The 26,361-nt window shown below is 65.1% G+C and carries 23 protein-coding genes, 1 tRNA gene and 1 riboswitch; of the genes, 16 read left to right on the top strand and 8 right to left on the bottom strand.

What is annotated here, in order from left to right; all coding sequences use genetic code 11:
- The first annotated feature begins 11 nt into the window (after nucleotides 1-11).
- The 3 genes from pstB (at nucleotide 12) to phoB (ending at nucleotide 2,835) form a co-directional block, all read left to right on the top strand.
- Complete coding sequence (gene pstB, locus BJF92_RS19900) at nucleotides 12-827, top strand: phosphate ABC transporter ATP-binding protein PstB (RefSeq protein WP_075636503.1); 816 nt, start codon at nucleotides 12-14, stop codon at nucleotides 825-827.
- A 152-nt stretch (nucleotides 828-979) separates the two neighbouring features.
- The gene (gene phoU / locus BJF92_RS19895; RefSeq protein WP_075636502.1) at nucleotides 980-1,690 is read left to right on the top strand and encodes a phosphate signaling complex protein PhoU; all 711 of its coding nucleotides are present in this window, start codon (nucleotides 980-982) and stop codon (nucleotides 1,688-1,690) included.
- A 461-nt stretch (nucleotides 1,691-2,151) separates the two neighbouring features.
- Entirely contained in the window at nucleotides 2,152-2,835 is a 684-nt protein-coding gene (phoB, locus tag BJF92_RS19890) for a phosphate regulon transcriptional regulator PhoB (protein WP_075629515.1), read from the top strand.
- Between the two features lie 275 nt (nucleotides 2,836-3,110).
- Here the strand turns inward: phoB and BJF92_RS19885 are convergent, their stop codons facing one another.
- Complete coding sequence (locus BJF92_RS19885) at nucleotides 3,111-3,659, bottom strand: GcrA family cell cycle regulator (RefSeq protein ID WP_075636501.1); 549 nt, start codon at nucleotides 3,657-3,659, stop codon at nucleotides 3,111-3,113.
- 428 nt (nucleotides 3,660-4,087) lie between these two features.
- Between BJF92_RS19885 and BJF92_RS19880 the strand changes: the two genes are divergently transcribed.
- The 3 genes from BJF92_RS19880 (at nucleotide 4,088) to BJF92_RS19870 (ending at nucleotide 7,852) form a co-directional block, all read left to right on the top strand.
- Nucleotides 4,088-5,290, top strand: coding sequence for an aspartate aminotransferase family protein (locus BJF92_RS19880; RefSeq protein ID WP_075636500.1), 1,203 nt, complete (start codon nucleotides 4,088-4,090; stop codon nucleotides 5,288-5,290).
- A gap of 170 nt (nucleotides 5,291-5,460) precedes the next feature.
- Nucleotides 5,461-6,378, top strand: a complete 918-nt coding sequence (gene argF, locus BJF92_RS19875) for an ornithine carbamoyltransferase (RefSeq protein ID WP_075636695.1) — start codon at nucleotides 5,461-5,463, stop codon at nucleotides 6,376-6,378.
- Between the two features lie 487 nt (nucleotides 6,379-6,865).
- A complete protein-coding gene (locus tag BJF92_RS19870) occupies nucleotides 6,866-7,852 on the top strand; it encodes an Hsp33 family molecular chaperone (RefSeq protein ID WP_075636499.1) in 987 nt (328 codons plus the stop codon).
- Nucleotides 7,853-7,944: 92 nt separating this feature from the next.
- Here the strand turns inward: BJF92_RS19870 and apaG are convergent, their stop codons facing one another.
- Nucleotides 7,945-8,337, bottom strand: coding sequence for a Co2+/Mg2+ efflux protein ApaG (gene apaG / locus BJF92_RS19865; protein ID WP_075636498.1), 393 nt, complete (start codon nucleotides 8,335-8,337; stop codon nucleotides 7,945-7,947).
- Between the two features lie 308 nt (nucleotides 8,338-8,645).
- Nucleotides 8,646-9,827, bottom strand: a complete 1,182-nt coding sequence (locus BJF92_RS19860; protein WP_075636497.1) for an O-succinylhomoserine sulfhydrylase — start codon at nucleotides 9,825-9,827, stop codon at nucleotides 8,646-8,648.
- A gap of 46 nt (nucleotides 9,828-9,873) precedes the next feature.
- A riboswitch (SAM riboswitch) is annotated at nucleotides 9,874-9,952 on the bottom strand.
- A 251-nt stretch (nucleotides 9,953-10,203) separates the two neighbouring features.
- Between BJF92_RS19860 and BJF92_RS19855 the strand changes: the two genes are divergently transcribed.
- The 3 genes from BJF92_RS19855 (at nucleotide 10,204) to BJF92_RS19845 (ending at nucleotide 12,343) form a co-directional block, all read left to right on the top strand.
- A complete protein-coding gene (locus BJF92_RS19855) occupies nucleotides 10,204-11,304 on the top strand; it encodes a 2'-deoxycytidine 5'-triphosphate deaminase (RefSeq protein ID WP_075636496.1) in 1,101 nt (366 codons plus the stop codon).
- Nucleotides 11,305-11,508: 204 nt separating this feature from the next.
- A tRNA-Gly gene (locus BJF92_RS19850) sits at nucleotides 11,509-11,582 on the top strand.
- 467 nt (nucleotides 11,583-12,049) lie between these two features.
- A complete protein-coding gene (locus tag BJF92_RS19845; RefSeq protein WP_143524115.1) occupies nucleotides 12,050-12,343 on the top strand; it encodes a hypothetical protein in 294 nt (97 codons plus the stop codon).
- A gap of 148 nt (nucleotides 12,344-12,491) precedes the next feature.
- Here BJF92_RS19845 and BJF92_RS19840 read toward each other — a convergent pair whose 3' ends face one another.
- A complete protein-coding gene (locus tag BJF92_RS19840) occupies nucleotides 12,492-14,387 on the bottom strand; it encodes a glycosyltransferase family 2 protein (protein WP_143524114.1) in 1,896 nt (631 codons plus the stop codon).
- 191 nt (nucleotides 14,388-14,578) lie between these two features.
- Between BJF92_RS19840 and BJF92_RS19835 the strand changes: the two genes are divergently transcribed.
- A complete protein-coding gene (locus BJF92_RS19835; RefSeq protein ID WP_075636694.1) occupies nucleotides 14,579-15,436 on the top strand; it encodes a transporter substrate-binding domain-containing protein in 858 nt (285 codons plus the stop codon).
- Nucleotides 15,437-15,525: 89 nt separating this feature from the next.
- Here BJF92_RS19835 and BJF92_RS19830 read toward each other — a convergent pair whose 3' ends face one another.
- The 3 genes from BJF92_RS19830 to BJF92_RS19820 form a co-directional block, all read right to left on the bottom strand.
- On the bottom strand, nucleotides 15,526-15,954 hold the full coding sequence (locus BJF92_RS19830) for a tellurite resistance TerB family protein (RefSeq protein WP_075636493.1): 429 nt from the start codon (nucleotides 15,952-15,954) through the stop codon (nucleotides 15,526-15,528).
- An 86-nt stretch (nucleotides 15,955-16,040) separates the two neighbouring features.
- Complete coding sequence (locus tag BJF92_RS19825; protein WP_075636492.1) at nucleotides 16,041-16,994, bottom strand: thermonuclease family protein; 954 nt, start codon at nucleotides 16,992-16,994, stop codon at nucleotides 16,041-16,043.
- A gap of 1 nt (nucleotide 16,995) precedes the next feature.
- A complete protein-coding gene (locus BJF92_RS19820; protein WP_075636693.1) occupies nucleotides 16,996-17,652 on the bottom strand; it encodes a S24 family peptidase in 657 nt (218 codons plus the stop codon).
- Nucleotides 17,653-18,225: 573 nt separating this feature from the next.
- Here BJF92_RS19820 and BJF92_RS19815 point away from each other — a divergent pair.
- Nucleotides 18,226-19,488, top strand: a complete 1,263-nt coding sequence (locus tag BJF92_RS19815) for a calcium:cation antiporter (protein ID WP_245294837.1) — start codon at nucleotides 18,226-18,228, stop codon at nucleotides 19,486-19,488.
- 12 nt (nucleotides 19,489-19,500) lie between these two features.
- Here the strand turns inward: BJF92_RS19815 and mntR are convergent, their stop codons facing one another.
- On the bottom strand, nucleotides 19,501-19,950 hold the full coding sequence (gene mntR, locus BJF92_RS19810; protein ID WP_075636491.1) for a manganese-binding transcriptional regulator MntR: 450 nt from the start codon (nucleotides 19,948-19,950) through the stop codon (nucleotides 19,501-19,503).
- 275 nt (nucleotides 19,951-20,225) lie between these two features.
- Between mntR and BJF92_RS19805 the strand changes: the two genes are divergently transcribed.
- From BJF92_RS19805 to BJF92_RS19785, 5 genes are all read left to right on the top strand, one after another.
- Complete coding sequence (locus BJF92_RS19805) at nucleotides 20,226-21,596, top strand: Nramp family divalent metal transporter (RefSeq protein WP_075636490.1); 1,371 nt, start codon at nucleotides 20,226-20,228, stop codon at nucleotides 21,594-21,596.
- Nucleotides 21,597-21,761: 165 nt separating this feature from the next.
- Nucleotides 21,762-22,820, top strand: a complete 1,059-nt coding sequence (locus BJF92_RS19800; protein ID WP_075636489.1) for a Tim44 domain-containing protein — start codon at nucleotides 21,762-21,764, stop codon at nucleotides 22,818-22,820.
- A gap of 400 nt (nucleotides 22,821-23,220) precedes the next feature.
- Nucleotides 23,221-24,246: a glycosyltransferase family 2 protein gene (locus BJF92_RS19795; RefSeq protein ID WP_075636488.1), complete on the top strand. Its 1,026-nt coding sequence runs from the start codon at nucleotides 23,221-23,223 to the stop codon at nucleotides 24,244-24,246.
- Nucleotides 24,246-24,689 (top strand): GtrA family protein, encoded by a 444-nt coding sequence (locus tag BJF92_RS19790; RefSeq protein ID WP_075636487.1) that lies wholly within the window; start codon nucleotides 24,246-24,248, stop codon nucleotides 24,687-24,689. The genes BJF92_RS19795 and BJF92_RS19790 overlap by 1 nt, the downstream gene beginning before the upstream one ends.
- Nucleotides 24,682-26,325: a hypothetical protein gene (locus BJF92_RS19785; protein WP_143524113.1), complete on the top strand. Its 1,644-nt coding sequence runs from the start codon at nucleotides 24,682-24,684 to the stop codon at nucleotides 26,323-26,325. Before BJF92_RS19790 ends, BJF92_RS19785 begins: the two co-directional genes overlap by 8 nt.
- Nucleotides 26,326-26,361 lie beyond the last annotated feature (36 nt).

Raw genomic sequence — 26,361 nt, 5'->3', positions numbered from 1 at the left:
GGATGAAGGCCATGAACATGATGACCGAAGCTGCTGTGGAAAAGGCGCTGGACCAGAAAATGACTGCTGCTCCCTACAAGATGATCGGCAAGGACGTCTCCGTCTATTACGGCGAGAAGCGCGCGCTGTTCGACGTCAACCTGAACATCCGCGAAAACACCGTGACGGCGCTCATCGGTCCGTCGGGCTGCGGGAAGTCGACCTTCCTGCGCACGCTGAACCGCATGAACGACACGATCGACCACTGCCGGGTCACCGGCAAGATCACACTGGATACCGACGATATCTATGACCCGCAGATCGACGTGGTCGAGCTGCGCGCCCGCGTCGGCATGGTCTTCCAGAAGCCGAACCCTTTCCCGAAGACGATCTGGGAAAACGTCGCCTATGGCCCGAAGATCCACGGTCTCGCCCGCAGCAAGGCCGATCTCGATGTCATCGTTGAGCAGAGCCTGCAGAAGGCCGGCCTCTTCAACGAGGTGAAGGACCGCCTGCACGAAGCCGGCACCGGCCTGTCCGGTGGCCAGCAGCAGCGCCTGTGCATCGCCCGCGCCATTGCCGTCAGCCCCGAAGTGATCCTGATGGACGAGCCCTGCTCGGCCCTCGATCCGATCGCCACGGCCAAGGTGGAGGAGCTGATTCACGAATTGCGGGCCAACTTCACCATCGTCATCGTGACCCACTCGATGCAGCAGGCCGCCCGCGTCTCGCAGCGCACCGCGATGTTCCATCTCGGCCATCTGGTCGAGGAGAACGACACCGACAAGATGTTCACCAATCCTGACGACCAGCGCACGCAGGACTACATCATGGGCCGGTTCGGCTGAGCCGAGGGTCCGTCAACTGCATCGCCCGATCATGAAGATTTAGGACCGCTTCGGTCCTAAATCTGAACCACGACGAAATCAAAATTTTAGAGCGGGATCGTAGGCGAGAGCCGAGCACAGTTTTCGCCCTCCCGCTCTAGGGGAGAAGGTATATGTCGACTCACATTGCATCCGTCTATGACGAAGACCTGAAGTACCTGGCGCGCCGCATTTCCGAAATGGGCGGCCTGGCTGAGCAGATGGTCGCGGAATCGGTCCGCGCTCTGGTCAATGCCGATCTTGGTCTCGCCCAGAAGGTCATCTCCGACGACGTCCTTCTCGACGAGGCCGAGCGCCAGATCGGCGAGAAGGCGATCGTGACGATCGCCAAGCGCCAGCCGGTGGCGAGCGACCTGCGCGAGATCATGGGCTCCATCCGGATCGCCGCCGATCTCGAACGCGTCGGCGACCTCGGCAAGAACACCGCCAAGCGCGTCATCGCCGTGACCAGCACCAGCCTTCCGCGCCAGCTGGCGCGTGGGCTCGAACATCTGGCAGAGCTGGCGCTGACCCAGCTGAAGGAAGTGCTGGATGTCTACGCTTCGCGCTCGCCGGAAAAGGCCAACAGCATCCGCGAGCGCGATGAGGAGATCGATGCGATCTACACCTCGCTGTTCCGCGAACTCCTGACCTATATGATGGAGGATCCGCGCAACATCACCTCCTGCACGCATCTTCTGTTCTGCGCCAAGAACATCGAGCGGATCGGCGATCACGCGACCAACATCGCCGAGACGATCTACTACATGGCCACCGGTTCGCAGCCGGCGGGGGAGCGTCCGAAGGACGACTCCGCCAACACCGTCGGCGCGATCAACAGCTGATATCGGAGGCGGGCGGTGCCGGTCCTCCGGCATCCGCCCGTTTTTCTCTTGAGCCTGTCGCGCAGAAGGGATCACCGTCCTTGCGCTGACGAAAGACGACAGGAAGAGGACTCAATGCGCAGGAAGCGATCCGAACGATCGCGATGCGCTTTGGTCGATGTGCAGGCGCATTGGACCGAAAAGCCGGAACCGGTTTTGCGATCCGCTCGATGCTTGAACGATAGTCCAGAGCATTGGCAGAAACAGGGGATCCATTCCTGTTTTTGTCAGAATGCTGAAAGAAGAATGGAACGATGTGCGGCCAGCCTGCCGCACTGCGTTCCGCAGCCGGGCACCCTTGGCACGGTGCACGGCAGAAGGCGCCGGCCACGAGATGTTCGGGCCGGCCAGCGATCGGATGTGCTGGGGGCACGGATCTGCGTGACCGCCAGCCAGCAAGACCAGTCTCGGAGTGACATGCCATGGTGCCCAGAATTGCCGTTGTCGAAGATGAGGAAGCGCTGAGCGTTCTGCTGCGCTACAATCTCGAGGCGGAAGGCTTTGAGGTGGACGCGATCCTGCGCGGCGACGAAGCCGAAATCCGCCTGCAGGAGCGTTTGCCCGATCTGCTCATTCTGGACTGGATGCTGCCGGGCGTCTCCGGCATCGAGCTTTGCCGCAGGCTGCGCCAGCGGCCGGAGACCGAGCGCCTGCCGATCATCATGCTGACGGCGCGCGGCGAAGAGAGCGAACGCGTGCGCGGCCTGGCGACCGGCGCTGATGATTATGTGGTCAAGCCCTTCTCCACGCCGGAGTTGATGGCGCGCGTCAAGGCAATGCTGCGACGGGCCAAGCCCGAGGTCCTCTCCACGCTGCTGAAATGCGGCGATATCGAGCTCGACCGCGAAACGCACCGCGTCCACCGCAAGAGCCGCGAGGTTCGCCTCGGCCCGACCGAATTCCGGCTGCTGGAGTTCTTCATGTCCTCGCCGGGCCGGGTGTTTTCGCGCTCGCAACTGCTCGACGGCGTCTGGGGTCACGACATCTACGTGGACGAGCGCACCGTCGACGTTCATGTCGGCCGCCTGCGCAAGGCGCTGAACTTCGCCAATATGCAGGATGTCATCCGCACCGTGCGCGGCGCCGGCTACTCGCTCGAGGGCTGAAGCGCCCGCTTCGGGCAAGGGTCGCTGTGTCTTCAGCATTTCTCTAGAGCTTCGGACCGAAAAGTGGGAACCGGTTTTCGGAAAATCCGATGCGAAAACAGAACTTTGGAGCATCAGACTGTGTATGGTTTTCAGTCCGATGCTCTCGCGCGCCATTGTCAGGCATCCATCCAAGTGGCACGCTTGGCCCTCAATCCGCCACTATAAGAAAAGCCGCCGCTCCTTTCGGAGCCGGCGGCTTTTCGTCGCATTCGATCTTTGGTCGAAGGTCCGCTTCAGCGAACCCGGCGACGTTCGGCCGAGGGCTGATAGGCGAGGCGGGCATGATAGGTGCAATAGGGCGAGCCCTCCGAGCAATCATTGCCGCAGAAGTGGAATTCGTCCTTCATCGGGTCGCCGATCGGCCACTTGCAGGTGCGGTCCGTCAGCTGGGTCAGCGCCAGCTTGCGGGTCATCGGCACGACGACATTGCCGGCCACGGGCGTCTCGACCGGCGCGCTTTCCTCGATCATGTCGGGCGTCTGGTCGTCCTTCATCAGGGCGACATCGTTTTGACGTACAAGCGGCCGCTGAGGGGCGCGCAGCGTGTCCTGCTGCGGGCGCTGCGGTGCGGCGACGGGCGGGACAGGCCGCTTCGGACGGGCGCTGGCGGCCGCAGGCGCGGCGCCGCCGGCCTTGGCGCGACCCGGAAGGGCGAGACGATGAACCTTGCCGATCACTGCATTGCGGCTGACGCCGCCCAGCTGCGCGGCGATCTGGCTGGCGCTCAGGCCTTCGGACCAGAGTTTTTTGAGCTTTTCAACACGCTCATCGGTCCAGTTCATGCTCTCGTCTCCATTTCGTGCGTCCCGGGCGGACAGAATCCGCCACCCTGGCCCGGGCCGTCTTCCGGAGCCTGAAACGCCGTAACTGTTTTGGTGACTAGGTCCGCCGCACGCGTCTAGTAATGACGCTTAACCTAGAGTCGGGCAGACTCCGTGACAAGAGTCCCCGGAATCGACCCGAATCGATTTTCCGGTTTTCCCCAACTTGCTGCCCGAGTGTGACGGATTTGCAAGATGTCTCATCAAGCGAAAAATTGAAAAAATTTCGCGCTGCGGCAGGCATTTCCGGCGGTTTTATTGACAGCGCACCCTGAAATGCCGATAGTGCGGCCGCCGCCGGAAGGCGGCATTTTCTTTTCAAATGGCCCTGGGATTGCCGGGTCGGCACCCGGGCCTGTCGAGACGACCACCGAGCTGGAGATCGCGCCATGGCCACTGCCACGCCGCTTTACGAGACCTATATGCGCGCACCCCTTCGCTTCGAGCGAGGCGAGGGTGTCTGGCTGATCGCCGAGAACGGGTCGCGCTATCTCGACTTCGCCGCTGGCGTTGCCGTCAATTCGCTTGGCCATGCGCATCCGCATCTGGTGGAAGCGCTCAAGGATCAGGCGGACAAAGTCTGGCACCTGTCGAACCTCTACGAGGTTCCGGGCCAAGAAAAGCTCGCCGGCCGGCTGACGGCCGCGACCTTCGCCGACAAGGTGTTCTTTACCAATTCCGGCGCCGAGGCGCTGGAATGCGCGATCAAGACCGCCCGGCGCTATCATTATTCCAAGGGCAATCCGGACCGCTCGACGATCATCACCTTCGAGGGAGCCTTCCATGGTCGCACGCTGGCGACCATCGCCGCCGGTGGCCAGGCGAAGTATCTCGAAGGCTTCGGCCCGAAGACGCCGGGCTTCGTCCAGGTGCCCTTCGGCGATCTGGAGGCGGTGAAGGCCGCGATCGACGAGAACACGGCCGGCGTGCTGATCGAGCCGATCCAGGGCGAAGGCGGCATCCGCGTTGCCTCGCGGGAGTTTATTCAGGGCCTGCGCGCGCTGTGCGACGAAACGGGCCTGTTGATGATCCTGGACGAGGTCCAGTGCGGCGTCGGCCGCACGGGCAAATTCTTCGCTCATGAGAACTACGGCATCACGCCGGATATCATGGCCGTGGCCAAGGGTATCGGCGGCGGCTTCCCCTTCGGCGCCTGCCTGGCGACGGCGGATGCGGCCTCCGGCATGGTGCCGGGGACGCATGGCTCGACCTATGGCGGCAATCCGCTGGCCATGGCTGTCGGCAATGCTGTGCTGGATGTCGTTCTCGGAGAGGGGTTCCTCGAGCAGGTGCGCGACACCGCGCTGGTGCTGCGCCAGGGCCTCGCCTCGCTGGCGGACCGTTTTCCCGACGTGATCGAGGAAATCCGCGGCGAGGGCCTGATGCTGGGCGTCAAGGCCCGCGTGCCGGCGGCGGAACTGCTGGGCGCCATCCGCGCCGAGAACATGCTGGCCGTTCCGGCCGGCGAGAATGTCGTGCGTATCCTGCCGCCGCTGATCACGACGGCCGAGGAGGCACGGGAAGGATTGAACCGGCTTGAAAAGGCAGCCTCCCGCCTTCAGGCTGCACAGCCGATGAGGGCAACGGCCTGATGGCCACACCGCCTATCGCCTGATCTTGCCGACGAGCGGCAGCGCCATCCCGGCCTGCCGCTCGTCCCTTTTTGACCAGCATGGGGCGCGATCCTTCGAGCCCCTAGCCCAAAGGGTGGCGGCGGACGGCGAAGGGCGGCCCTGCGTTGAACGACAGATGGAACCGCATGATGGGCAGCACACGGCATTTTCTCGATCTTTCGGCCATGGGGGCCGAAGACCTCCGGTCGATCATCGACGACGCGCGCATCCGAAAGGCGGCGACGAAACAGGGCACGGATGACAAGCCCCTGGCCGGCAAGATGCTGGCGATGATCTTCGAGAAGCCGTCCACCCGCACGCGCGTTTCCTTCGATGTCGGCATGCGCCAGCTCGGCGGCGAGACCCTGTTTCTCTCCGGTACGGAAATGCAGCTCGGCCGGGCCGAGACGATTGGCGATACCGCCCGCGTCCTGTCGCGCTATGTCGATGCGATCATGATCCGCACGACCGACCATTCCCGGCTGCTGGAGCTTGCCGAACATGCGACCGTGCCTGTCATCAACGGCCTGACGGATGCCACCCATCCCTGCCAGATCATGGCCGACATCATGACCTTCGAGGAGCACAAGGGGCCGGTGAAGGGCCGCACGATTGCCTGGACGGGCGATGGCAACAATGTGCTGCATTCCTTCGTCGAGGGCTCCGCCCGTTTCGGCTATCGCATGACCATGGCGACCCCGCTCGGCTCCGAGCCGGATGACCGCTTCCTCAACTGGGCGCGCGACAATGGCGGCAATGTCATGCTCTGCCATGAGGCGGAGCGGGCGGTCGAGGGCGCCGATTGCGTGGTGACCGATACCTGGGTGTCGATGAACCAGGAGCACCGCGCCCGAGGCCACAATGTCTTCCAGCCGTTCCAGGTCAATGCCGCGCTGATGGCGCGTGCGGCGCCCGGCGCCGTTTTCATGCATTGCCTGCCCGCCCATCGCGGCGAAGAGGTGACGGACGAGGTGATCGACGGCGCGCAGTCCGTGGTGTTCGACGAGGCGGAAAACCGGCTGCATGCGCAGAAGTCGGTGCTGGCCTGGTGCCTCGGCGCGATCTGATCGCCGGCTTTGCTCGGGTTCACGCCGGTCTGCTGTCCAAGCCTTGAAGTCCAAGCCTTGAAATCCGCGTTGCGCGCGCCGATCTAACGGGGCGAAGACGACAAGCTGTGCTGGCGGGGGATCTCGCCAGGACAGTGGGATCTCGCCAGGACAGTGCGGTGCTTTGGCGGACGGTCCGGTTTCCCCATGCTTCGGCTGGGGCACCGAACGGGCTGGACAAATGGTCCGAAACCCCAAAAATGCGCGGTAGCCCGCATCGTTGCGGGAGATGCCTGCGGGCTGTGTCCGGTATCGGCCGGGCGCATCCGTATGCTTTGTCGTCGGTCTGCTGTCCGAAGAGGAGGGCGGCCAAGAGCTGTGGCCGGGTCGACCGGCTGCGACAGGACAAGAGAGAGGTCTGCCGGTCCGCTTTGCGCCGCGCGGCTTGTCAAGGAAGAGGCTGCGTGTTCCGCGTCTTGGGCGGGGTCGGCGTGGCCCAGGATGGAAGATGATGGACACTATTCCCGGCCTCGGGCAATTCGATTTTGCCGGTGACGATCATGTCGTCCCGTTCCAGGTGGAAGGCCTCGACGTGCGCGGTCGCGCGGTGCAGCTTGGCCCGATGCTCGATGCCATTCTCGAACGCCACAACTATCCCCTGCCGGTAGCCCGTCTCGTGGCCGAAACGGTGGTGCTGACGGTGCTGCTCGGCACCTCGCTGAAGTTCGAGGGCAAGCTGATCGTCCAGACCAAGAGCGACGGGCCCGTCGATCTGGTGGTGGCTGATTTCGCCACGCCCGACCGGGTGCGCGCCTATGCCCGCTTCGACGAGGCGGCGCTGCAGGCCGCCATCGACAAGGGCGAGACGCTGCCCCAGCAATTGCTGGGCGAGGGCATCCTGGCCTTCACCATCGACCAGGGCGCGCATATGCAGCGCTACCAGGGCATCGTGCCCTTGGACGGCGCCTCGCTCGAAGAGATTGCCGGCGTCTATTTCCGCCAGTCGGAACAGATCCCGACCAAGGTGCGCCTCGGCGTGGCCGAGCTTCTCGACCGTGACGAACAGGGCAAGCCGCGCCATCGCTGGCGGGCGGGCGGCATGGTGGCGCAGTTCCTCCCCGAGGCGCCGGAGCGCATGCGCCAGCCGGATCTGTCCGGCGGCGATGGCGCACAGGAGCATGAGCTGGAGATCGACGATCTCTGGGACGAGGCGCGGGTGATGGTGGAAACCATCGATGCGGACGAACTTACCGACCCCACTGTTGGCACCGAGCGCCTGCTCTACCGGCTGTTTCATGAGCGCGGCGTGCGGGTCTATCCGCCGCAGGCCGTCTATGATCGCTGCGCCTGCTCGCGCGAGAAGATCCGCGACGTTCTGGCCAGTCTGAGCCAGGAAGAGCTGGACGAGACGGTGGAAGAGGGGGCGATCTCTGTCACCTGCGAGTTCTGCTCGACGACCTATCGCTTCGAGGCGACGGAAGTGCGCCCGCAATAAGGGCGGGCTTTTCCATCAGAGCAAGAGACCGCGCAGCTTGCGCGCGACGGACAAGACATGACGGCTCGGTCGAAAAACCGGGCCGTTTTCCGTCAGTTGAGCACGCGGCTCAGGCCCGGCGTGTCGAGCGAGAAGGCCGGGATCGCCACCTCGAAAACCTCTCCGTCGGTCGTTTCCATCGAGTAATGGCCGAACATCACGCCCGACGGCGTGTCCAGCGGACAACCCGAGGAATATTCATAGGATTCGCCTGGCTGCAGCACCGGCTGCTTGCCGATGACGCCGGGACCATTGACCTCGTCCACCTGGCCGTTGGCATCGGTGATGTTCCAGTAGCGGGTCATCAGACGCACGGCCTTGGACGAATGATTGACGATCATGATCCTGTAGCCCCAGACATAGCGACTGTCCTCGGGGTCGGACTGTTCTTCAAGGTAGTAGGGTTCGACCGTGACCTCTATCTCTCGTGTTAGCGCGCGATACATGGGCATCACCTTCAGGTTTTTCCTCATCTTACCGCAAGATGGTTTCGTTTCGCATAACAGCAAATCATGGAACAGTCGTGGAAAAACTGAGCATTTCACAGCCGGGATCGTCCCGGTTTTCCACAGTATGTCGCGCAAGTGGAGAATCGGCCTTGCTCTGAGCAGACGCTGAAAAACAAAGACTTAAAGCGCGGGCCGCCAATCCGGAGGATTGCTGCGGCTTCAGCGGGCCGGTGGTGGGCGGATCGGTGGCCATGCCGCCTGCGGCTGCGGCGACATGGCCTGAAGGCTTCTGAGGAAGCTGGGTCTCAGGCGACCGCGTCCAGCGCGCGGGCGAAATCTTCGACCAGGTCCGCGCTGTCCTCGATGCCGGCGGACAGGCGCACGGTGCCGGCCGAGATCCCGAGTTCGGCACGGGCTTCTTCCGAGAGGTTCTTGTGCGTGGTCGTGGCCGGATGGGTGATCAGGCTCTTGGAATCGCCGAGATTGTTGGAGATCTTGACCACGTCGAGCGCATCCTGCAGCGCGAAGGCCGCGGCCTTGCCGCCCTTCATTTCGAAGGCGACGAGCGTCGAGCCGCCGCTCATCTGCCGGGCGATGATGTCGGCCTGCGGATGATCCGCACGGCCCGGATAGATCACCTTGGCGACCTTGGGGTGGCCGGCCAGGAAATCGGCGACCGCGGCGGCATTGGCGGTCTGCTGGCGCACGCGCAGCGGCAGGGTCTCGATGCCCTTGAGCAGCGTCCAGGCGTTGAACGGCGACAGCGCCGGCCCGGTATGGCGGAAATAGTCGTGCAGGTTCTCGTCGATCCAGTCCTTGCTCGACAGGATCACGCCGCCCAGGCACCGGCCCTGGCCGTCGATGTGCTTGGTGGCGGAATAGACGACGACATGGGCGCCGAGTTCCAGCGGCTTCTGGAAGAGCGGCGTGGCGAAGACGTTGTCGACCACCAGCTTGGCCCCGACCGAGGTGGCCAGCGCCGCCACGGCAGCGACATCCACCACTTCCAGCGTCGGATTGGTCGGGCTTTCCAGGAAGAACACCTTGGTGTTCGGCCGCACGGCGGCCTCCCAGTTGGCGATATCCCGGCCATCGACCAGCGTGCATTCGACGCCATATTTCGGCGCCAGCGTTTCGACCACCCAGCGGCAGGAGCCAAACAGGGCGCGCGCGGCGACGATGTGGTCGCCGGCCTTCACCTGGCAGAGAATGGCGGCGGAGACGGCGGCCATGCCCGAAGCCGTGGCACGCGCATCCTCGGCGCCTTCCAGAAGGCACATGCGCTTTTCGAACATGTCGTTGGTGGGGCTGCCGTAGCGGGCATAGATGAAGCCGTCGGTCTCGCCCTTGAACCGGGCCTCGGCGGCTGCCGAGGTATCATAGACGAAACCCTGGGTGAGGAAGATGGCTTCGGAAGTCTCGCCGTGATTGGAGCGGGTGGTCCCGCCATGGACGAGTTGGGTTGCAGGACGCCAGGAGCTGCTCATGGTTTGCGTTCTCACACACAAAAAAACCGGCCGCGCAAAGCAGACCGGTTCCAACGCCCCGGTCTCTTTAGCCACTTGTTTAACGTGGCTGCAAGCCGACCGGCCAAATCACCACGGGATGAGCGAGGCTTAGACGCTTGCCGTCCTTGCGTCAATTGCCGGAGTTTGATTTTGTCTCTTTCACATCACAGGCCGGCAAGGTCGAACGGCTGAAGCGGCTTGAAGGCAAGGCCGCGCCCCGTTTTCGGCCGTCGGCTCCCGGAGTGTTCCGCCGAAAACTCGGTCACGGTGGATGCTCTCGATTTTTGTTTTCGCATCGGGCAAGCCGAAAGCCGGCTTCCATTGTCGCGCCCGATGCGCTCAGGAGACGTAACGCATGACGCGCGAAAGCGGTATTCTGGCCGACGGTGCCATTGCGGATCTGTTTGCGGCCGGCCGGCTCGTCAGCGAGGCGCCGCTGGACGAGGGCCAGATCCAGCCCGCGAGCCTCGATCTGCGCCTCGGCTCGATCGCGTTCCGCGTGCGTGCCAGCTTCATGCCCGGTCCCTCCCATCTCGTGGCGGACAAGCTCGACCGGCTGAAGCTGCACGTGATCGACCTGACCCAGGGCGCCGTGCTCGAAACCGGCTGCGTCTATATCGTGCCGCTGATGGAAAGCCTCGATTTGCCGGAAGGCCTGTCGGCCTCGGCCAATCCCAAGAGCTCGACCGGCCGGCTGGATATCTTCACCCGCGTGATCACCGATCGGGCGCAGGAGTTCGACAAGGTTCCGTCAGGCTATCGCGGCCCGCTCTATCTCGAAATCAGCCCGCGCACCTTCCCCATCATCGTTCGCCGCGGCTCGCGCCTGTCGCAGATCCGCTTCCGCCAGGGGCTCGCGCTCCTGAGCGAGGCCGAGCTGATGACGCTGCATGCCGGCGAGACGCTGGTGACAAGCGAGCGGCCGAACATCTCCGGCGGCGGCGTCGCGCTCTCCATCGATCTGCGCGGGACGGGAGAGGACGGGCTGATCGGCTATCGCGGCAAGCGCCATACGGCCGTGGTCGATGTCGACCGGAAGGGGCAGCACGGCGTCTATGATTTCTGGGAGCCGCTCTACAGCCGCGGCCGCGAAGACCTGATCCTCGACCCGAACGAATTCTATATCCTCGTCTCGCGCGAGGCCGTGCATGTGCCGCCGGATTATGCGGCCGAGATGACGCCGTTCGATCCTTTGGTGGGGGAATTCCGGGTGCATTATGCCGGCTTCTTCGATCCGGGCTTCGGTCATGCCTCGGCCGGCGGCAGCGGCAGCCGCGCCGTTCTGGAGGTGCGCAGCCATGAGGTGCCCTTCATCCTTGAGCATGGGCAGATCATCGGCCGGCTTGTCTATGAGCACATGCTCAAGCGGCCCGACAGCCTCTATGGCAGCGGCCTCGGCTCGCATTACCAGGCCCAGGGGCTGAAGCTCTCGAAGCATTTCCGCAGCGAAGGCTGACAGTCTTTTCAAGACTTGCTGTTGGTCTGACGAACATGGTGATTTCGAGAGCCGGAGCGCAGCGTCCTTAAGATACGTGAGCATCAGAAGCGCAGAAATTGCCATTTGCAGGCGGTCAACGGCGATTATTGGACAGACTGTGAGACACGGGCCGCTCTTGACAGGCGGCAGTGGATGGTAGAAACCTGCGCCCACAGGCCGGTTGCGGGTATGATGTAATGGTAGCCTGTCAGCTTCCCAAGCTGAACGCGCGGGTTCGATTCCCGCTACCCGCTCCACCTGATGATGGCAAGCTTAAGCTGCGGCATCTGTGTTTATCGCGGCGTTCCTGCAAGTTTGTGTGTCATGGTGAGCGTGTAGCGCGCGGTGCTTTCCTCTCCGCAAAGCCTCTTCTCTGTTCTTTTACGATACCGGCATCTGCGTTTGCGATGACAGAGATACCCCTCGCGCCTTGAAGCCCTTTGCGATCTTTCAGATGTGCTTCGCACGCTTCAAGTCTTTGTTTTGTCACATGTCGCCATGGCAGGGCCGATGACTGCATCTGCGCGACAGACGCCGGGCAACGGGTGCCTGTGCAAGCGGGTGCAACTATTTAGCTAGCTTTCGAAGTGTACAACTTTTTCGTTTTACACCTCTTGATGTTAGCTTTGAGAAATGCAACCTGAGATTCTAACTGACAGAATGGATCGTTGGAGGGTACCCCGTGCTTCGCTCTTTTTCGCGTGCGAGCTCTGAACGCAATGACTTGGAAGCCCAGCTGCGGGCGTTGATGCTGTTCGATGAACAGGATTACCTCGCGGCGAACCCCGATATCGGCGACGCCGTTCAGCGCGGACTTTTTCGCGACGGCTTTTCGCATTTCCGGGCGCATGGGCTGAGGGAAGGGCGCTTCCCGGGCTATCACGGCTTCGACTGGGACGACTATGTCAGGGCGAATGCCGACCTCGCCCATTTCCGCAACGAGCCCGATCCGGAGCGAGCGGCGAGAGAGCATTTCCGCACGGCCGGCTATGGCGAGGGCCGGCGGCTGAAGCCGTAACGACCTGAAGCGTCGGACTGAAATCGGGCTCAGTCAGACGTCCACATCGAGTGCATCTGCGGGAAACTGTACGCAGTCCGATGCTCCGAATTTCTGTCTTTGCATCGGATTTTTCCGAAAACCGGTTCCCGCTTTTCGGTCCGATGTTCTAGGCCGGCTGCACCGGCTTGTGCGGCGTCTTGTTCCAGCGGAAGGGCGTGCTGCGCAGCTCGATCACCGCCGTCCATGCCGCATAGGACATCAAAAGCCAGTAGAGCGGAATGAGGGCCCAGCGCCGCCCGACCGCCCGTCGTTCCCATTCCCGCATGGATCGAAGACCCAGGAGAATCTGGATCGCGTAGCAGCCGACGATGTTGAGAGCGTCCACGGTAAAGAGGCAGATCGTCAGAAGGTCCCGTCCCGCAGGGGCGTCCAGCGTCAGCAGCCAGAGGAAATAGGCCAGAAACACCAGGATCAGCGGGTGGCTCAGCGCCGCGATCAGGAGGCCGCCGATGAGGATCTGCAGGGTGATGAAGGCGGGCCAACCGAGCTGCGCGCGCAGGTGGCGCGGCCGGCGCATGCAGACGAGCCAGGTCTGCAGCCAGCCCTTGAACCAGCGGGTGCGCTGGCGGACCCAGACGGGGATGTCGGTCGGCGCATCCTCATAGGTGGGGGGTGCGATCATGCCGGTCCGCCAGCCCATTCGCGCCAGCCGCAGGCCGAGATCGGCGTCCTCCGTCACGTTGAACGGATCCCATCCGCCCGCCCGCCGCAGCGCTTCGGTGCGAAAATGGTTGGAGGTGCCGCCCAGCGGCAAGGGCAGACGGGCGGCGGCGAGCCGGGGCAGCAGCCCGCGAAACAGGGCGGCATATTCCAGCGCGAACAAGGCAGGCAGCGCGCCGGCCGCACCATTGGTGATGACGATCGGCGCCTGAAGGCAGGCAAGCTCGGCAGGCGCGTGGCGAAACTGCGCCCAGGCCGCCAGGAGCTGGAGCGGGGCCGGGCGATCCTCCGCATCATAGATGGCGACGATCGATCCGCGCGCGCCGGCAAGACCATAATTCAGCGCCTTGGGCTTGGTGCGCGGCAGGCCCGGCGGCACGCGGACAATCTCATATTGTCCGCCCAGCACCATCCGCGACAGGGCCTGCAGCGTCTCGTGATCATCCGCCTCACAGATCAGCTTGATGTCGAGGCGGCTTTTCGGCCATTCGAGCCGATCCAGCGCCGCGATCAACTGCCCCACCACCGCCTCCTCGCGATGGAGCGCGACCATCACAGAATAGATCGGCAGGTCAGCCCCCGTGGCGGCCGAGGGCGGCGGCGGGGCGATGGCGGGCAGGCGTTGGGCCGCCACAAGAGCGCTCAGCCGCAGGCCGAAGCCGGCAAGATGAATGATCGCGAGGACGAGGTGGGTTGCTATCAGCGTGATCGTCGGCAGGGCCAGACAGCCGGCGACCAGCGTTCCCGTGGCCACACCCGCCACGAAGCCCTGCTTTCCCCAGAGCACGATCCGCGCGCTGAGAAGCGGCCAGTTTTCGAACAGGTGAGAGGTCGCGGCCCGCAGCCGCCGCTCCGCCCCGGCCTCCCACACGGCCTGCCTGACGGCGCGCGGCGTCGTTACCGCCAGGAGCCGGCGCAGGCCGGGCTTGGCTTCGAGCTGCCGCCAGATCGTGTCGAGATCGGCGAGCCGGGGAACGATAACCTGCGTCGGCGCCTGTCCGGGATGGTGGAGCCGCAGGATTTCCGGGCGCAGCAGCTGGGTGTCGAGATGCGCGCCGTCATGCAGGGTGCCTGCCCGCAGCGCGGCGATGAAGGGCAGGTCCAGAGCCTTTGCCAGAGCCTGATGGTAGAGCAGCTCTTCCGCGACACCAAGTGCACAGCACTCGCTTTCCACGGAGGTGCCATGTTCGAGGGCGGCGCGCATGGCGCGGGCGATCACCGGTTTCGGCAGGCCCAAGGCCAGAAGGTCCGCCCCTTCCTGCAGAAGCGTGGCGGGAAAGCGGGGGATTTCCGCTGCAGGGACCGCATCAGCGACCGATTGTGTCCGGACGGCTGTGGCCATCGGCGGCATTGCAGGATAGAATTTTCCGTGCATGCACACTCCGTTCGCCGTCGCGGATGCATGTCGATGAAAACGGCAGGTCTGTCAGCGACATCATGCGAGCATCATCAGGGCGGGGCCATCCCGCGCATACCCGCGAGGGGTGTATGGGCAGCCCCATTCTTCCCGCGATCATACGCAGTTTCTCCGGCATGGCACGGCAAAAGTTTCAGGGACTGCTGTTTTTCGGTGTGTTGATATGTCTGTGCGTTCCGGGCTTTGCGAAGGCCGCAGAGGCTGTGCGAGCCCTGCCGATGACCTTCGACAGCCGGGAGCGCATCACCAAGCCGGATCTGTCCGGCCTCACCCGCCTGCGCTTTCTCACCACGGTCGATTTTCCGCCGTTCAACTTCATCGATCAGGATGGGCGCCTTGCCGGCTTCCACATCGATCTCGCCCGCGAGATCTGCCGGGTGCTGGCGATCGAGGCGCGCTGCCAGGTGCAGGCCCTGACCTTTGACGAATTGCTGCCGGCTCTAAGCGAGGGGCAGGGCGAGGCGGTCCTGTCGGGGGTGAAGGTTACGCCGGCGCTGCGGCGCGGCTATGGCTTTTCACGCCCCTTCATGATGCTGCCTGCCCGCTTTGCCGGCAACCGGACGCGCATGGGCGAGACTTTGACCGTGGCGGCGCTGCAGGGAAAGCCGGTTGGTGTGGTCGCCGGCACGGTGCATGAGGCCATGGCCAAGGCCTTCTTTCCGACGCTCGACCGGCGCCCCTTTCCCGACCGCGCCGCCCTGATGGCCGCCCTGAAGGACGGATCGGTCGCAGCCGTCTTCGGCGATGGCGTTCAGCTCGGCTTCTGGACCGCTTCGGCCGAGGCCGGTGGCTGCTGCGCCATGCTGCCCGGCGCCTATCTCTCCGAGGATTTCCTTGGCGAAGGCCTGACGGTGGCCCTGCGCAAGGACGACGCCGTGCTCAAGCAGGCGATCGACCATGCGCTGCTGGAGCTGTCGCGCAGCGGGCGCCTGAACGAGCTGGCGCTGCGCTATTTCCCGATGGGGCTTTACTGATCGAATGCCTTCGCGCGCAGCACGACGCAGACGCTCTGTCTGTCGTGCTTGCTTGACCTGCGCCAGGCCGCCAGGAAGAGCCCGGTCTCTCACGTCGTCTGAGACGGAGCGCGCCGGCTGCGGGCGATGGCGGCGCGATCGAGCGCGGCGCAGACCAGCCGGTCGAGGCCGAGCCGCTCGCGCAGCATGTCGAGCAGGCGCATTTCCTCCAGCCGCAGCCTGCCATCGGCCGCCGCCAGTTCGGCGCCCAGCGCATAGGCTGTTTCATGAAGCCGCGTGGGAAGCGCCTCGCGCACCACTTCCAGCGTGATGTCGAGACCTTCAGGGCCGGCCAGCAGCGTGGCGCAGTCGCGCGCGGCGCGCACCAGCCGGTGATCGGTGAAATCGTCGAAGACCGGGAGCGAGCGGACGATATGGCCGATGCGGCGCAGTTCGGGATCGGCCATGACCGCATCAGCGGCCGCGACCATCACCATGACATAGACGAGGGCATCCTGAGGGCTGGCAGAGGTGGGCATCGCATCACGGAGGGAGAAGACAAGAGCAGGGCGGCGGGTGGTGAAGGGCTTGCCGGTTTGCGGGAGCCTCCGGCATCAGGAGGGTTTCAGGGATTGGCGGCAGGCGCATCGCCGCTGTCCTCGCCGTCTGGCGCGTCCGGTGCCATGTCTGCCGGTGCCGTGTCGAGTGCATCCTGCATGCGCTTTGCCTCGTCCTTGCGCGGATCGGGTCCGAAGAAGCCGATCTGTTCTTGGCGGGCCTTTTCCATCAGCGGCGCGAGATCCGAGCCCGCCGGTACCTCGGCCCAGCCATGGCGCACCAGCCACTCGGCCGGATCGTCGCCGCCGACAGAACATTTGGCGACGATCGCCGGATCGCGCGCCAGCTGATGCTCCGGCAGCGAAAGGTCCTTGGGAAGGCTGCAGACGAAGGTGCGCGCCCGTACGAAATTGCGGAAGGCCGTGCGCGCCAGCGCACCGCAGGGCCAGCTGTCGCGCCCGGTGCCGCAGCGCCGGCGCTGTTCCTCGGGATTGATGCCGGCAAGCTGGACGCGATAGCTCGGGAACCGGATCAGCCCGGCGGACAGCACGATGGGATGGCGCAGCACCACATTGCGGGTCTCGCTCGAGGCGAGCATGTCGATATCGCCGGTTGGCGTGGGCGTGGATGCCGGGGCGGGGGCAGGTGCCGCCTGGGCCATATCGCCGGTCGCGGTGCCGTCAGGGGGCGCCAGCGGCGCGCTGGTGACCTGTGCGCTGGTCGCTGGCAGGGCGCTGCCTGGCGCGGGACCTGCGCCTTGCGCATCCTGCGCCGGTCTGTCGCTGCCCGTCTCGGCGGAGGCCGCCTCGTCCGCGGGGAGGGCAGGCACCTCCTCCTGCGTCATCGCCGCCAGCGGATCGGCATCGGCCGGCACTTCAGCCGCGTCGGGCGTTTCGAGCGACAGCGTGGAGCTGCCCGCCGCGTCGCGCGCGCGGATCGAGGCCGCGCCGCCCCACAGAATGAGGCAGGTTGCGAGAAGGCAGGCCAGGCCGCCGCCGGCGGAAATCAGCGACCGGCGCATCTTACTGGCTCGCCCACAGGATGCGCGCGATCCATTCGACCTGCGCCAGCTCGAAGGAGCGATTGGGGTGATCGGGATTGAGCGAATGCAGCTCGATGGATCGCGCGCTCTGGCGCATCAGGATCTTGGCCATGACCTCGCCCTCCGTCGTCTTGACCACCACACGGTCGCCGCGGCGCACCGGTGCGCCCGGCTCCACGATCAGGACATCGCCGTCGCGATACAGCGGTAGCATGCTGTCGCCCTGAACTTCCAGCGCATAGACGCCCTGCTTGATGCCGGCGGTGGTCGGAAAATCCACCATGTCCCAGCCCTGGCCGGCGGGAAAGCCGCTATCGTCGAAAAAGCCGCCGGCGCCGGCCTGGGCGAAACCGATCAGCGGAATGGCGGGAAGGGCGGCCGGCGGCGTGGGCGAAGGCGCCGCCCGCTCTCCACGCAGCGCCTCGACGAACTGCTCGATCGATGCCCCCGTCGCTTCGAGGATCTTCGCCACCGATTCGGTCGAGGGCCAGCGCTCGCGCCCGTCGGCCGAGCGGCGCTTGGATTTGTTGAAGGCGGTGGGATCGAGCCCTGCGCGGCGCGCCAGGCCCGAAGGCGTCAGGCGATGACGCTCAGCCAGCGCATCGATCGCGCTCCAGATCCCCTCATGTGACAGCATCGTCGTCAGGCCCCAGATCGAAAGCCGGGCGCGCAGAAGGCCGCGCGCAGCCGGAGGCAACAGCACAAGCGTGGCCTGAAAAAGGCGGACGCTTCAAGAAGAAACACGGCTTCCCCTTCGCAACCGCACAGAAAAGAAGCAGGCCTCAAAGCGGGCGCCGACCTGCGGCCATGCGCGCGCTGACGGTCAGCTCCCTCGGCTCGATCGGGCAATGTCCTCAATCGGGCAAAGTCCTCGGTCGGGCAGTGTCATCGGGACGAGCCGTATGGGATGCGGAAGAAATGCCGACAATCTAACGACATTGGCGGAATTTGGCAAGATTGAGAGGAAAATAATCCTTTTCCATGGCCTGTCTGGTGCCGATTGCGCTGCAGCGTTTGACTTGCCGACGGACGGCTCTACCCTTTGCGACAGATACCCGGCTGGTCTGGTCCGGCCTCATGTCCTACCGCCACCTATCCGCATTTGCCCGCCCCTGTCCCTGCTTGGCCTGGCAGGTTTCCAAGGCCCATCGAATTCTAAGGCCCACGGGTTTCCAGGGCCCGTCACGTTCAAAGCAAAGAGTGTCCTCCCGTGTCCCTGTCTTCGCTCCGCTCCGAATGGATCCTGCTGGTCGCGCTGGCGGCGGCCATCCTCGGTTTTTCCGTCGAACATATGCTGATGGAGGCCGGCCGCATCGCCGCGCTTGCCGGCGCCGGCGTGCTGGTCGCGGCCATCATCGCCACCTCGATCCGCGTGGCGCATCATGCCGAGATCCTCGCCGTCAAGGTCGGCGATCCCTATGGCACGATGATCCTGACGCTCTCGGCCGTGCTGGTCGAGGTGATCATCCTGGCGATCCTGATGAGCGGGGAAAGTTCGCCGACGCTGGTGCGCGACACGATCTATGCGGCGGTCATGCTGGATATCAACGGCATTCTCGGCCTCGCCGCCCTGCTCGGCGGGCTCAAGCACGGCGAGCAGCCCTATAATGACGATTCCAGCCGCACCTATTCGGTGATGATCCTCACCGCCATGGGCATTTCCATGATCGTGCCGGAATTCGTGCCTGAGGCCAAATGGCACCTCTATTCCGCCTTCACCATCATCGCCATGGTCACGCTCTATGCCGTGTTCCTGCGCATGCAGGTGGGTGCGCACAGCTATTTCTTCAGCTACAGCTATCCCAACAAGACCCGCCGCAAGCCGCCACAGGCGGCCCGTGCTGCTGGCGGGCCTGGTCCGGCAGTCGGGCAAGGCCAGGCGCCCGAGAGGCCGCTCCCGGCTGCACCATCCGCTGCAAACGCAACGGCGCCAGCCCCTGCGCACAATGCCTCGGCCGGCAGCAGCCAGCCGGCGGCGGCCGTGGAGGATGAGGAGGGCAGCCATCCCGGGGAGGAGGCCTCGGCCAGCCTGTCGATCGGCATCCTGGTCGTCGGCGTCGTGCTGATCGGCATTCTCGCGGAGGTGATGTCGGCCCTGCTCAATGAGGGCCTGCGCGACAGCGGCGCGCCGCCGGTGCTGGCCGCGCTGGTCGTCGCCACCATTTCCGCCGCACCCGAGATCATGACGGCGATGCGCGCGGCGCTCGCCAACCGCATGCAGGCCGTCGTCAACATCGCGCTCGGCGCCTCGCTCTCCACCGTCATCCTCACGGTTTCGGTGATGGAGGCGATCGCGCTGTTCACCGGCCAGCCGTTCATCATGGCGATGACGCCGGTTCAGACCGTGATGGTGACGATCACGCTGATCGTCGCTGCCATCAACCTCAATGACGGCGAGACCAATGCGATCGAGGGCATGACGCATTTCGTGCTTTTCGCCACCTTCATCATGCTGTCGGCGCTGGGCTTGTAGCGCGGCGGCGGTTCAATCCCGCTTGTCGATGAAGCGGCGGAAGGCCGAGAGCGTTTCCTCGCTGACATGATGCTCGATGCCCTCGGCATCGATGCGCGCCGTTTCCGGGCTGACGCCGAGCGCGCGCAGAAAGGCCTCGACCGTCTGGTGACGCAGCCGGCTTTCGCTGGCCATCTTCTGCCCTTCGGCCGTCAGGAATACGCCGCGATAGGGCTTGCGCGAAACCAGGCCCTCCGCCGAGAGCCGCGCCAGCATCTTGGCGACCGTCGGCTGCGACACGCCGAGGCGTGCGGCGATGTCGACCTGGCGCGCCTCGTTGCCATCCTCGATCAGGTCGGCGATCAGCTCGACATAGTCCTCCACCAGCGCCCCGCGCTGGGCCTCGCGGCTCTGGCGGAAGCCTTCCGAATGCGTGTCGGCGTCCGGCAGCGGGTCGGAGCGGGGGATGGTTCGGCGCACCAAAACCTGTCTCTTTTTAAAGTTCCTGATCCGCCTCCTTAACACGGCCGGCGCCCGGGCAGAAAGGCAGGCCGCGGCTTCTCCCCAGGCGAGGTCCCACCTCAAGGCCCGGCAGCCTTCGCACCGCCATGCCGCGCCCGTGCCTGCGCTGCGGCCATGCCGCAGCGTGCGACGCAATAAAAAGCCATGTCGATGAAATATAGCCTATTGCATAATTAGGGGGATGGCCCTAGCTTTCCGGAACGACGGTGCAACTTCAAATCACAGGCTTTCCGACGATGAGCGCATCCGATCTTTCTGAGACGACACCCGCCTCCTGGGGGCGGATGGACAAGGCATCGCGCGCCAGCCTGTCGGAAGCGCATGCCACCATCCACGTGCCCAAGGGCGGCACATGGTTTCGCCGCTTCCTCGCCTTTGTCGGCCCGGGCTACATGGTCTCCGTCGGCTATATGGACCCCGGCAACTGGGCGACCGATATCGCCGGCGGCTCCCAGTTCGGCTACACGCTGCTCTCGGTCATCCTGCTGTCCAATCTGATGGCCATCCTGTTGCAGGCGCTGGCCGCCCGGCTCGGCATCGCCACCGGCCAGGATCTCGCCCAGGCCTGTCGCGCGCATTATTCCCGGCCTGTCGGCTTCGTGCTGTGGCTGGCCTGCGAGGCGGCCATCATCGCCTGCGATCTGGCGGAAGTGATCGGCACCGCCATCGCGCTCAAGCTCCTGTTCGGCATTCCGCTCCTGGCCGGCGCTCTGATCACGGCCGCAGACGCCATTCTCGTGCTGATGCTGATGAGCCGGGGCTTTCGCTATCTCGAAGCCTTCGTCATCGCGCTCCTGACGATCATCGCCGTCTGCTTCATCGCCCAGATGGTCGCGGCCCAGCCGCCGGTTGCCGCCGTGCTGTCCGGCTTCGTGCCGTCGAGCGAGGTCGTCACCAATCCGGCCATGCTCTACATCGCCATCGGCATCATCGGCGCCACCGTCATGCCGCACAATCTCTACCTGCATTCCTCGATCGTGCAGACCCGCGCCTATGAGCGCACCGAACCTGGCCGGCGCGAAGCCATCCGCTTCGCCGTGGCCGACAGCACGATCGCCCTGATGCTGGCGCTGTTCATCAATGCCGCGATCCTGATCGTCGCCGCCGTGGCCTTCCACGACACCGGGCGCACCGATGTCGCCGAGATCGAGCAGGCGCACGAGCTTCTCTCGCCGCTGCTCGGCTTCGGCCTGGCCTCCACGCTCTTTGCCGTGGCGCTTCTCGCTTCTGGTCTCAACTCCACCGTCACGGCGACGCTGGCCGGCCAGATCGTGATGGAGGGCTTCCTCCATCTGCGCATCCCCAACTGGGCGCGCCGCCTCATCACCCGCATGCTCGCCATCGTTCCGGTCGTGGTGGTCACCTGGCTTTATGGCGAAAAGGGAACGGCCGATCTCCTGATCTTAAGTCAGGTGGTGCTGTCGATGCAGCTTCCCTTCGCCGTCATTCCGCTGGTCAGCTTCGTCACCAACCGGCGCATCATGGGCACGCTGGTTGCGCCCCGCTGGCTGGCCATCCCCGCCTGGCTGATCGCCGGCCTGATCGTGGTGCTGAACGTCAAGCTCCTGATCGACACCTTCTTCGGCACCGGCGGTCTCACTCATTAACCCTTGAGGGAAATTTCCGCCGCCGGAGGCCTGCTCGCGCGCGACTGACATATTCGTGAAAGGACGCCCGGGCGACAAGTCTGCATTGTGGCGTCCGAGCCCTTGCCATCCGGGCGGGGGCCTCCCCATATCAGGGGCAACGATCATTCGGAGGACTTGCAGTTCATGTCACGCTTTCGACGCATATTCGCACTGACGGCGGTCGCCCTCACGCTGGGCATCACGGTCGCGGATGTGGCCGAGGCACGGCGCGCCGGCGGCGGCGGTTTCGGCAGCCGCGGCACGCGCACCTATTCGGCGCCGCCGACGACGCAGACGGCGCCAACCGGCACGCAGACCATCAACCGCAGCATGACGCCGAACACCAACCCCGGCACCGCAGCCCAGCCGGGCGCGACCCGCACCAACCCGGGCATGCAGCAGACGCAGCAGGCGGCCCGCCCCGGCTTCTTCGGCGCCGGTGGCTTCGGTCGCTCCATGGTCGGCGGCCTGATCGCCGGCGGTCTTCTGGGCATGATGCTGGGCCATGGCTTCGGCGGCGGTTTCGGCTTCCTCGGCATGCTGCTGCAGATCCTGCTGATCGGCGGCGCCATCATGCTGCTGATGCGCTTCCTCGCCAATCGCCGCCAGCCGGGTTATGCCGGCAATGGCGCGCGTCCCAATACCGGGTCTTATGCAGGCGCCAATGCCCGCATGGCCGGTGGGCCCCAGGCTGCGCCGTCTGGTAACGCCGTGCCCGCTTATGGTGCGCCCTCCTATGGCGCAGGCGCGCCGGCTGCGGCGGCGACCGTTGCCGCCGGCACCGACGAAGTGGGCTTGAGCGGCGCGGATTTCGATCGCTTCGAAGCCATGCTTGCGGACGTGCAGAAGGCCTATGGCGCCGAGGATTACGCGACGCTGCGCAAGCTGACGACGCCGGAGGCCATGTCCTATCTGGCCGAGGAACTCAGCGACAACGCCACCAGCGGCGTGCGCAACGAGGTCTCCGCCGTGCGCCTGCTGCAGGGCGATCTGGCCGAAGCCTGGCGCGAGGGCGATGCGGATTATGCCACCGTCGCTATGCGCTATGAGAGCGTCGACGTGATGCGCGACCGCGACAGCGGCCGGATCATCGAAGGCGATCCGGCGCGCCCGACCGAGGCAACCGAGGTCTGGACCTTCCTGCGCAAGCGGGGCGAGCGCGACTGGCGCGTCTCCGCCATCCAGGGAACCAAGGCGGCCTGACGCTCGCTTCTTCCCTTTCATGATCCTTGCACGGCGGCCCTTATGGCCGCCGTTTTGCGTTGAGGCTGCCCGTCCCGGGCCAGTTGCCGCTCCTGTCGCCACCAGACTGTGGCGCGGGGGCGCATCCGACCCTCACGGCAGATCAGGAGGCCGTTCCTCAGCCGAGGTAAGCCACCGCACCTGTCCGCATCCTCTTCCGGACGAGCCGCGCACATCCGGGGCCGCCCACGTCGTGGCACAGTGGAAAGGCGCGATGCCGCGCTGCGTTGGATCTTTTTTACCATTTACCTTGAGACGAAACTCACCTGCGGCTGTCATGGTCTTTGCCGGCCCGCGCGGTTATATTGCACTGCAGGGCCTTTGCATGCATTTCAGGTTCCTCTCTCGAAGGTCATCCTCCATGGGCGAGATCAAACTGTCCGTCGTGGCGCCGTGCTACAATGAAGAGGCGGTGCTGCGCGACTTTCATCGCCGCATGTCCGCCGCCTGCCTGGCGGCCTGCGGCGACAGCCATGAGATCGTGCTCGTCGATGACGGCTCTTCCGACCGGACATGGCCGCTGATCGAGGAGCTGGCGGACGCTGATCCCCATATCGTCGGCGTCAGGCTGTTCCGCAACCACGGGCACCAGCTCGCCGTTACCGCCGGCCTGTCGATCGCCAAGGGCTCACGGGTGCTGCTGATCGATGCCGACCTGCAGGACCCGCCGGAGCTTCTGCCGCAGATGATGCAGATCATGGATGGCGGCGCGGATGTCGTCTATGGCCAGCGTGCCTCGCGCTCTGGCGAGACCGCCTTCAAGCTCGCGACCGCCTCGCTGTTCTACCGCATGCTCAACCGGCTCTCGGCCGTGCCGATCCCGCGCGACACCGGCGACTTCCGGCTGATGAACCGCACGGTGGTCGATATTCTGCGCGGCATGCCGGAGCAGCACCGCTTCATCCGCGGCATGGTCAGCTGGATCGGCGGGCGGCAGGTGGCCATGCCCTATGCGCGCGAGCCGCGCTTTGCCGGCACGACCAAATATCCGCTGCGCAAGATGGTGTCCTTTGCCACCGATGCGCTGACGAGCTTCTCGACCGTGCCGCTGCAGCTCGCCGTCTGGCTGGGGTTGATGTCGGCCGTCTTCGCCTTCCTAATCCTGACCTATGCCGTGGTGCAGTGGATGCTCGGCAATGTCGTTCCCGGCTGGGCCAGCTCGCTGGTGGCCATCTCCTTCTTCTCCGGCGTGCAGCTGGTGGTCATGGGCGTCTTCGGCGAATATCTCGGCCGGGTGGTGCAGGAGGTCAAGCGCCGCCCGCTCTTCACCATCGCCGCCATCCGCCAGGCCGGCGTCAGCACGCCGCTGCCGGCCGATTATTACAAGATGGGCGCCGCCGAACAGGGCGCGCTGCTCGACACCCAGCTGCGCAAGGCGTCCTGCTGATGGCCAGCAGCGCGCAGGGTCATGACCCGGGCGGTGAGAAGGGCAGGGCGCTGGCGCCCTGGCTCCAGGCCGGGCTCTTCGCCTTTGTCGGCGTGCTCAACACTGCCGTGGATGTGCTTGCCTTCGCCGGGCTCGTCTGGCTGGGGCTGGCCCCGCTTCTTGCCAATCTCCTCAGCTTCAGCCTGGGCGCGGTCAACAGCCTGGTGCTGAACAAGAGCCTGACCTTCCGCGGCACCGGCGCGCGCTACTCGCTGCGCCTGGTGGCGCGCTTTGCCGCCGTGACGGCGTTGTCGCTGGCGGTCTCGCAGGCGAGCCTCGCGGCTATGATCGCGCTCGGCCTGTCGGAGATCGCCGCCAAGCTGGTCTCGGTTGTCTTCACCTTCGCCATCGGCTTCGGCCTGAACAAGTTCGTCACCTTCCGGAGCGCAACATCCCATGGCTGAGCCCGCGCCATCCCCGCTCTTCTCTCCCGCCGTTCCGGCCAGCGCACGGGAATCGGGGCGCCATGATGCGCTGATGGCCGGCTTCTTCTTCCTCGCCGCGCTGATCTCGCTCTATCCGGTCCTGTCCGTCGCCATTCCGCCGCTGCCGGACTACCCCAACCACTATGCCCGGCTCTGGCTGATCTCCGGCGGGGCAGCCGATCCGGCCCTCTCCGGCATGTACCGGGTGGACTGGGGCGTGGCCTGGACCAATGTGCTGATCGACATGATCGCCGGCCTGATCGGCCCGGCCGTGCCGATCACCGTGCTGAGCCCGATCCTGCTCTCGATCGGCCTGTTGATGCCGGCCATCGGCATTGCCGCGCTCAATGGCGCGCTGTTCGGCGGACTGCACTGGTGGGCCGTCTTCTGCGTGATGCTGATCTGGAACTTCATCTTCCTCGCCGGCTTCCTGAATTTCGAGATCGGCCTTGGTCTGGCCCTTCTTTTTGCAGCTGGCGAGATCTGGCTGAGTTCCCGCCCGCAGCCGGTGCGGCTCCTTTATCGCGTGGCGGCGGCCGGCGTGCTGATGATCGCCCATCCCTTCGCGCTGATGTTCTTCGCCCTGCTGCAGGCAGCGCTCGCCTTCGGCCCGCGCCTCGGCCTTCTGGCCCGCCCCGGCGAATGGGCTGCCACCATTGGCCGCATGCTTGCCTTCTGCCTGCCCTGCTTCGTCCCGCTGATCGTGCTGATGCTGTTCGGCCCGGCCTTGCCGGGAACGGAAATGCCGGCCGGGCGCGGCGGCGCCGTCTGGGGCGAATGGTCGCTCTCCAATGCCGCCTCTGTGCTGCTCACCTATTTCAAGACCTATGATCCGCAGCGCGACGCGATTTATCTGACTCTGTTCGTCGCCCTTCTGGGCATCGCCTATCTGCGCCGGCGGCTGGCGGTGCATTGGGGGCTGATCCTCGTGGCCGCGCTTCTGGCGCTGGTCTCGCCCTTCATGCCCGTCGCCTATCTCGCCACCGGGGCGATGGATCTCCGCCTGCCGTCGATGATGGCGCTGGCGCTGGCGGCCGGCCTGCGTCCCGCTCTGTTTGAAAGCCGGCGGGCGCTGATGGCGATCTCGGCCTTCGCGCTGGTGGTCGTGGCCTCGCGCATGCTGCTTGTCGATCGCGTCTGGCTGGCCGGCGAGAAGAACATGCGCGCTGTCGAGGAGGCGCTGGCCAGCGTGCCGCCGGGCGCCACCGTGCTGCCGATGCAGCACACCAACGAGCGCGCGCTCGATCCCGTTGCCCCGCCCGGCCGCTTCCTCGGCCGCCACATGCCGATCCACTGGCACTTCGGCAGCCTGGCCGTGGTGCGGCAGAAAGCCTTCATCCCCACGCTGTTCACCGCCGCCGGCAAGCAGCCGATCACCGTCCTGCCGCCCTACACCGAGATTTCCGTGCCCGAAGGCATTCCGCCGACCGTCGATCTCCTGGGCAAGCCGGTCGCGAACGACTATCCCTATATGGCCGACTGGCCGCATCGTTTCGACTATATCCTCGTCGTCAACGCCGACATGCCGAATATCGACGGCCCGATGCCAAGCCTTGCGAACCTCACACTGGTGGCCGACAAGGGGTTTGCCCAGCTTTACAAGGTGGTGAAGTAGAGCGCGCGCTCATGCCTTTCCTGAAACGAACGCGGC

Source organism: Xaviernesmea rhizosphaerae (assembly GCF_001938945.1).
Lineage (GTDB): Bacteria > Pseudomonadota > Alphaproteobacteria > Rhizobiales > Rhizobiaceae > Xaviernesmea > Xaviernesmea rhizosphaerae.
The sequence above is the reverse complement of the archived record's forward strand: the minus strand, read 5'-3'. Positions and strand labels throughout refer to the sequence as shown.

Bases quoted from the DNA above. Each gene is read 5' to 3' on its own strand.
- BJF92_RS19880 (WP_075636500.1), top strand. From the start codon at position 4,088: ATGGCCACTGCCACGCCGCTTTACGAGACCTATATGCGCGCACCCCTT.
- BJF92_RS19830 (WP_075636493.1), bottom strand. From the start codon at position 15,954: ATGCCCACCTCTGCCAGCCCTCAGGATGCCCTCGTCTATGTCATGGTG.
- BJF92_RS19860 (WP_075636497.1), bottom strand. From the start codon at position 9,827: ATGAGCAGCTCCTGGCGTCCTGCAACCCAACTCGTCCATGGCGGGACC.
- pstB (WP_075636503.1), top strand. From the start codon at position 12: ATGAACATGATGACCGAAGCTGCTGTGGAAAAGGCGCTGGACCAGAAA.
- BJF92_RS19855 (WP_075636496.1), top strand. From the start codon at position 10,204: ATGACGCGCGAAAGCGGTATTCTGGCCGACGGTGCCATTGCGGATCTG.
- apaG (WP_075636498.1), bottom strand. From the start codon at position 8,337: ATGTATCGCGCGCTAACACGAGAGATAGAGGTCACGGTCGAACCCTAC.
- BJF92_RS19785 (WP_143524113.1), top strand. From the start codon at position 24,682: ATGGCTGAGCCCGCGCCATCCCCGCTCTTCTCTCCCGCCGTTCCGGCC.
- BJF92_RS19790 (WP_075636487.1), top strand. From the start codon at position 24,246: ATGGCCAGCAGCGCGCAGGGTCATGACCCGGGCGGTGAGAAGGGCAGG.
- phoB (WP_075629515.1), top strand. From the start codon at position 2,152: ATGGTGCCCAGAATTGCCGTTGTCGAAGATGAGGAAGCGCTGAGCGTT.
- BJF92_RS19885 (WP_075636501.1), bottom strand. From the start codon at position 3,659: ATGAACTGGACCGATGAGCGTGTTGAAAAGCTCAAAAAACTCTGGTCC.
- BJF92_RS19825 (WP_075636492.1), bottom strand. From the start codon at position 16,994: ATGCGCCGGTCGCTGATTTCCGCCGGCGGCGGCCTGGCCTGCCTTCTC.
- BJF92_RS19820 (WP_075636693.1), bottom strand. From the start codon at position 17,652: ATGCTGTCACATGAGGGGATCTGGAGCGCGATCGATGCGCTGGCTGAG.
- BJF92_RS19805 (WP_075636490.1), top strand. From the start codon at position 20,226: ATGAGCGCATCCGATCTTTCTGAGACGACACCCGCCTCCTGGGGGCGG.
- BJF92_RS19870 (WP_075636499.1), top strand. From the start codon at position 6,866: ATGATGGACACTATTCCCGGCCTCGGGCAATTCGATTTTGCCGGTGAC.
- BJF92_RS19800 (WP_075636489.1), top strand. From the start codon at position 21,762: ATGTCACGCTTTCGACGCATATTCGCACTGACGGCGGTCGCCCTCACG.
- BJF92_RS19795 (WP_075636488.1), top strand. From the start codon at position 23,221: ATGGGCGAGATCAAACTGTCCGTCGTGGCGCCGTGCTACAATGAAGAG.
- BJF92_RS19835 (WP_075636694.1), top strand. From the start codon at position 14,579: ATGGCACGGCAAAAGTTTCAGGGACTGCTGTTTTTCGGTGTGTTGATA.
- phoU (WP_075636502.1), top strand. From the start codon at position 980: ATGTCGACTCACATTGCATCCGTCTATGACGAAGACCTGAAGTACCTG.
- BJF92_RS19840 (WP_143524114.1), bottom strand. From the start codon at position 14,387: ATGGCCACAGCCGTCCGGACACAATCGGTCGCTGATGCGGTCCCTGCA.
- argF (WP_075636695.1), top strand. From the start codon at position 5,461: ATGGGCAGCACACGGCATTTTCTCGATCTTTCGGCCATGGGGGCCGAA.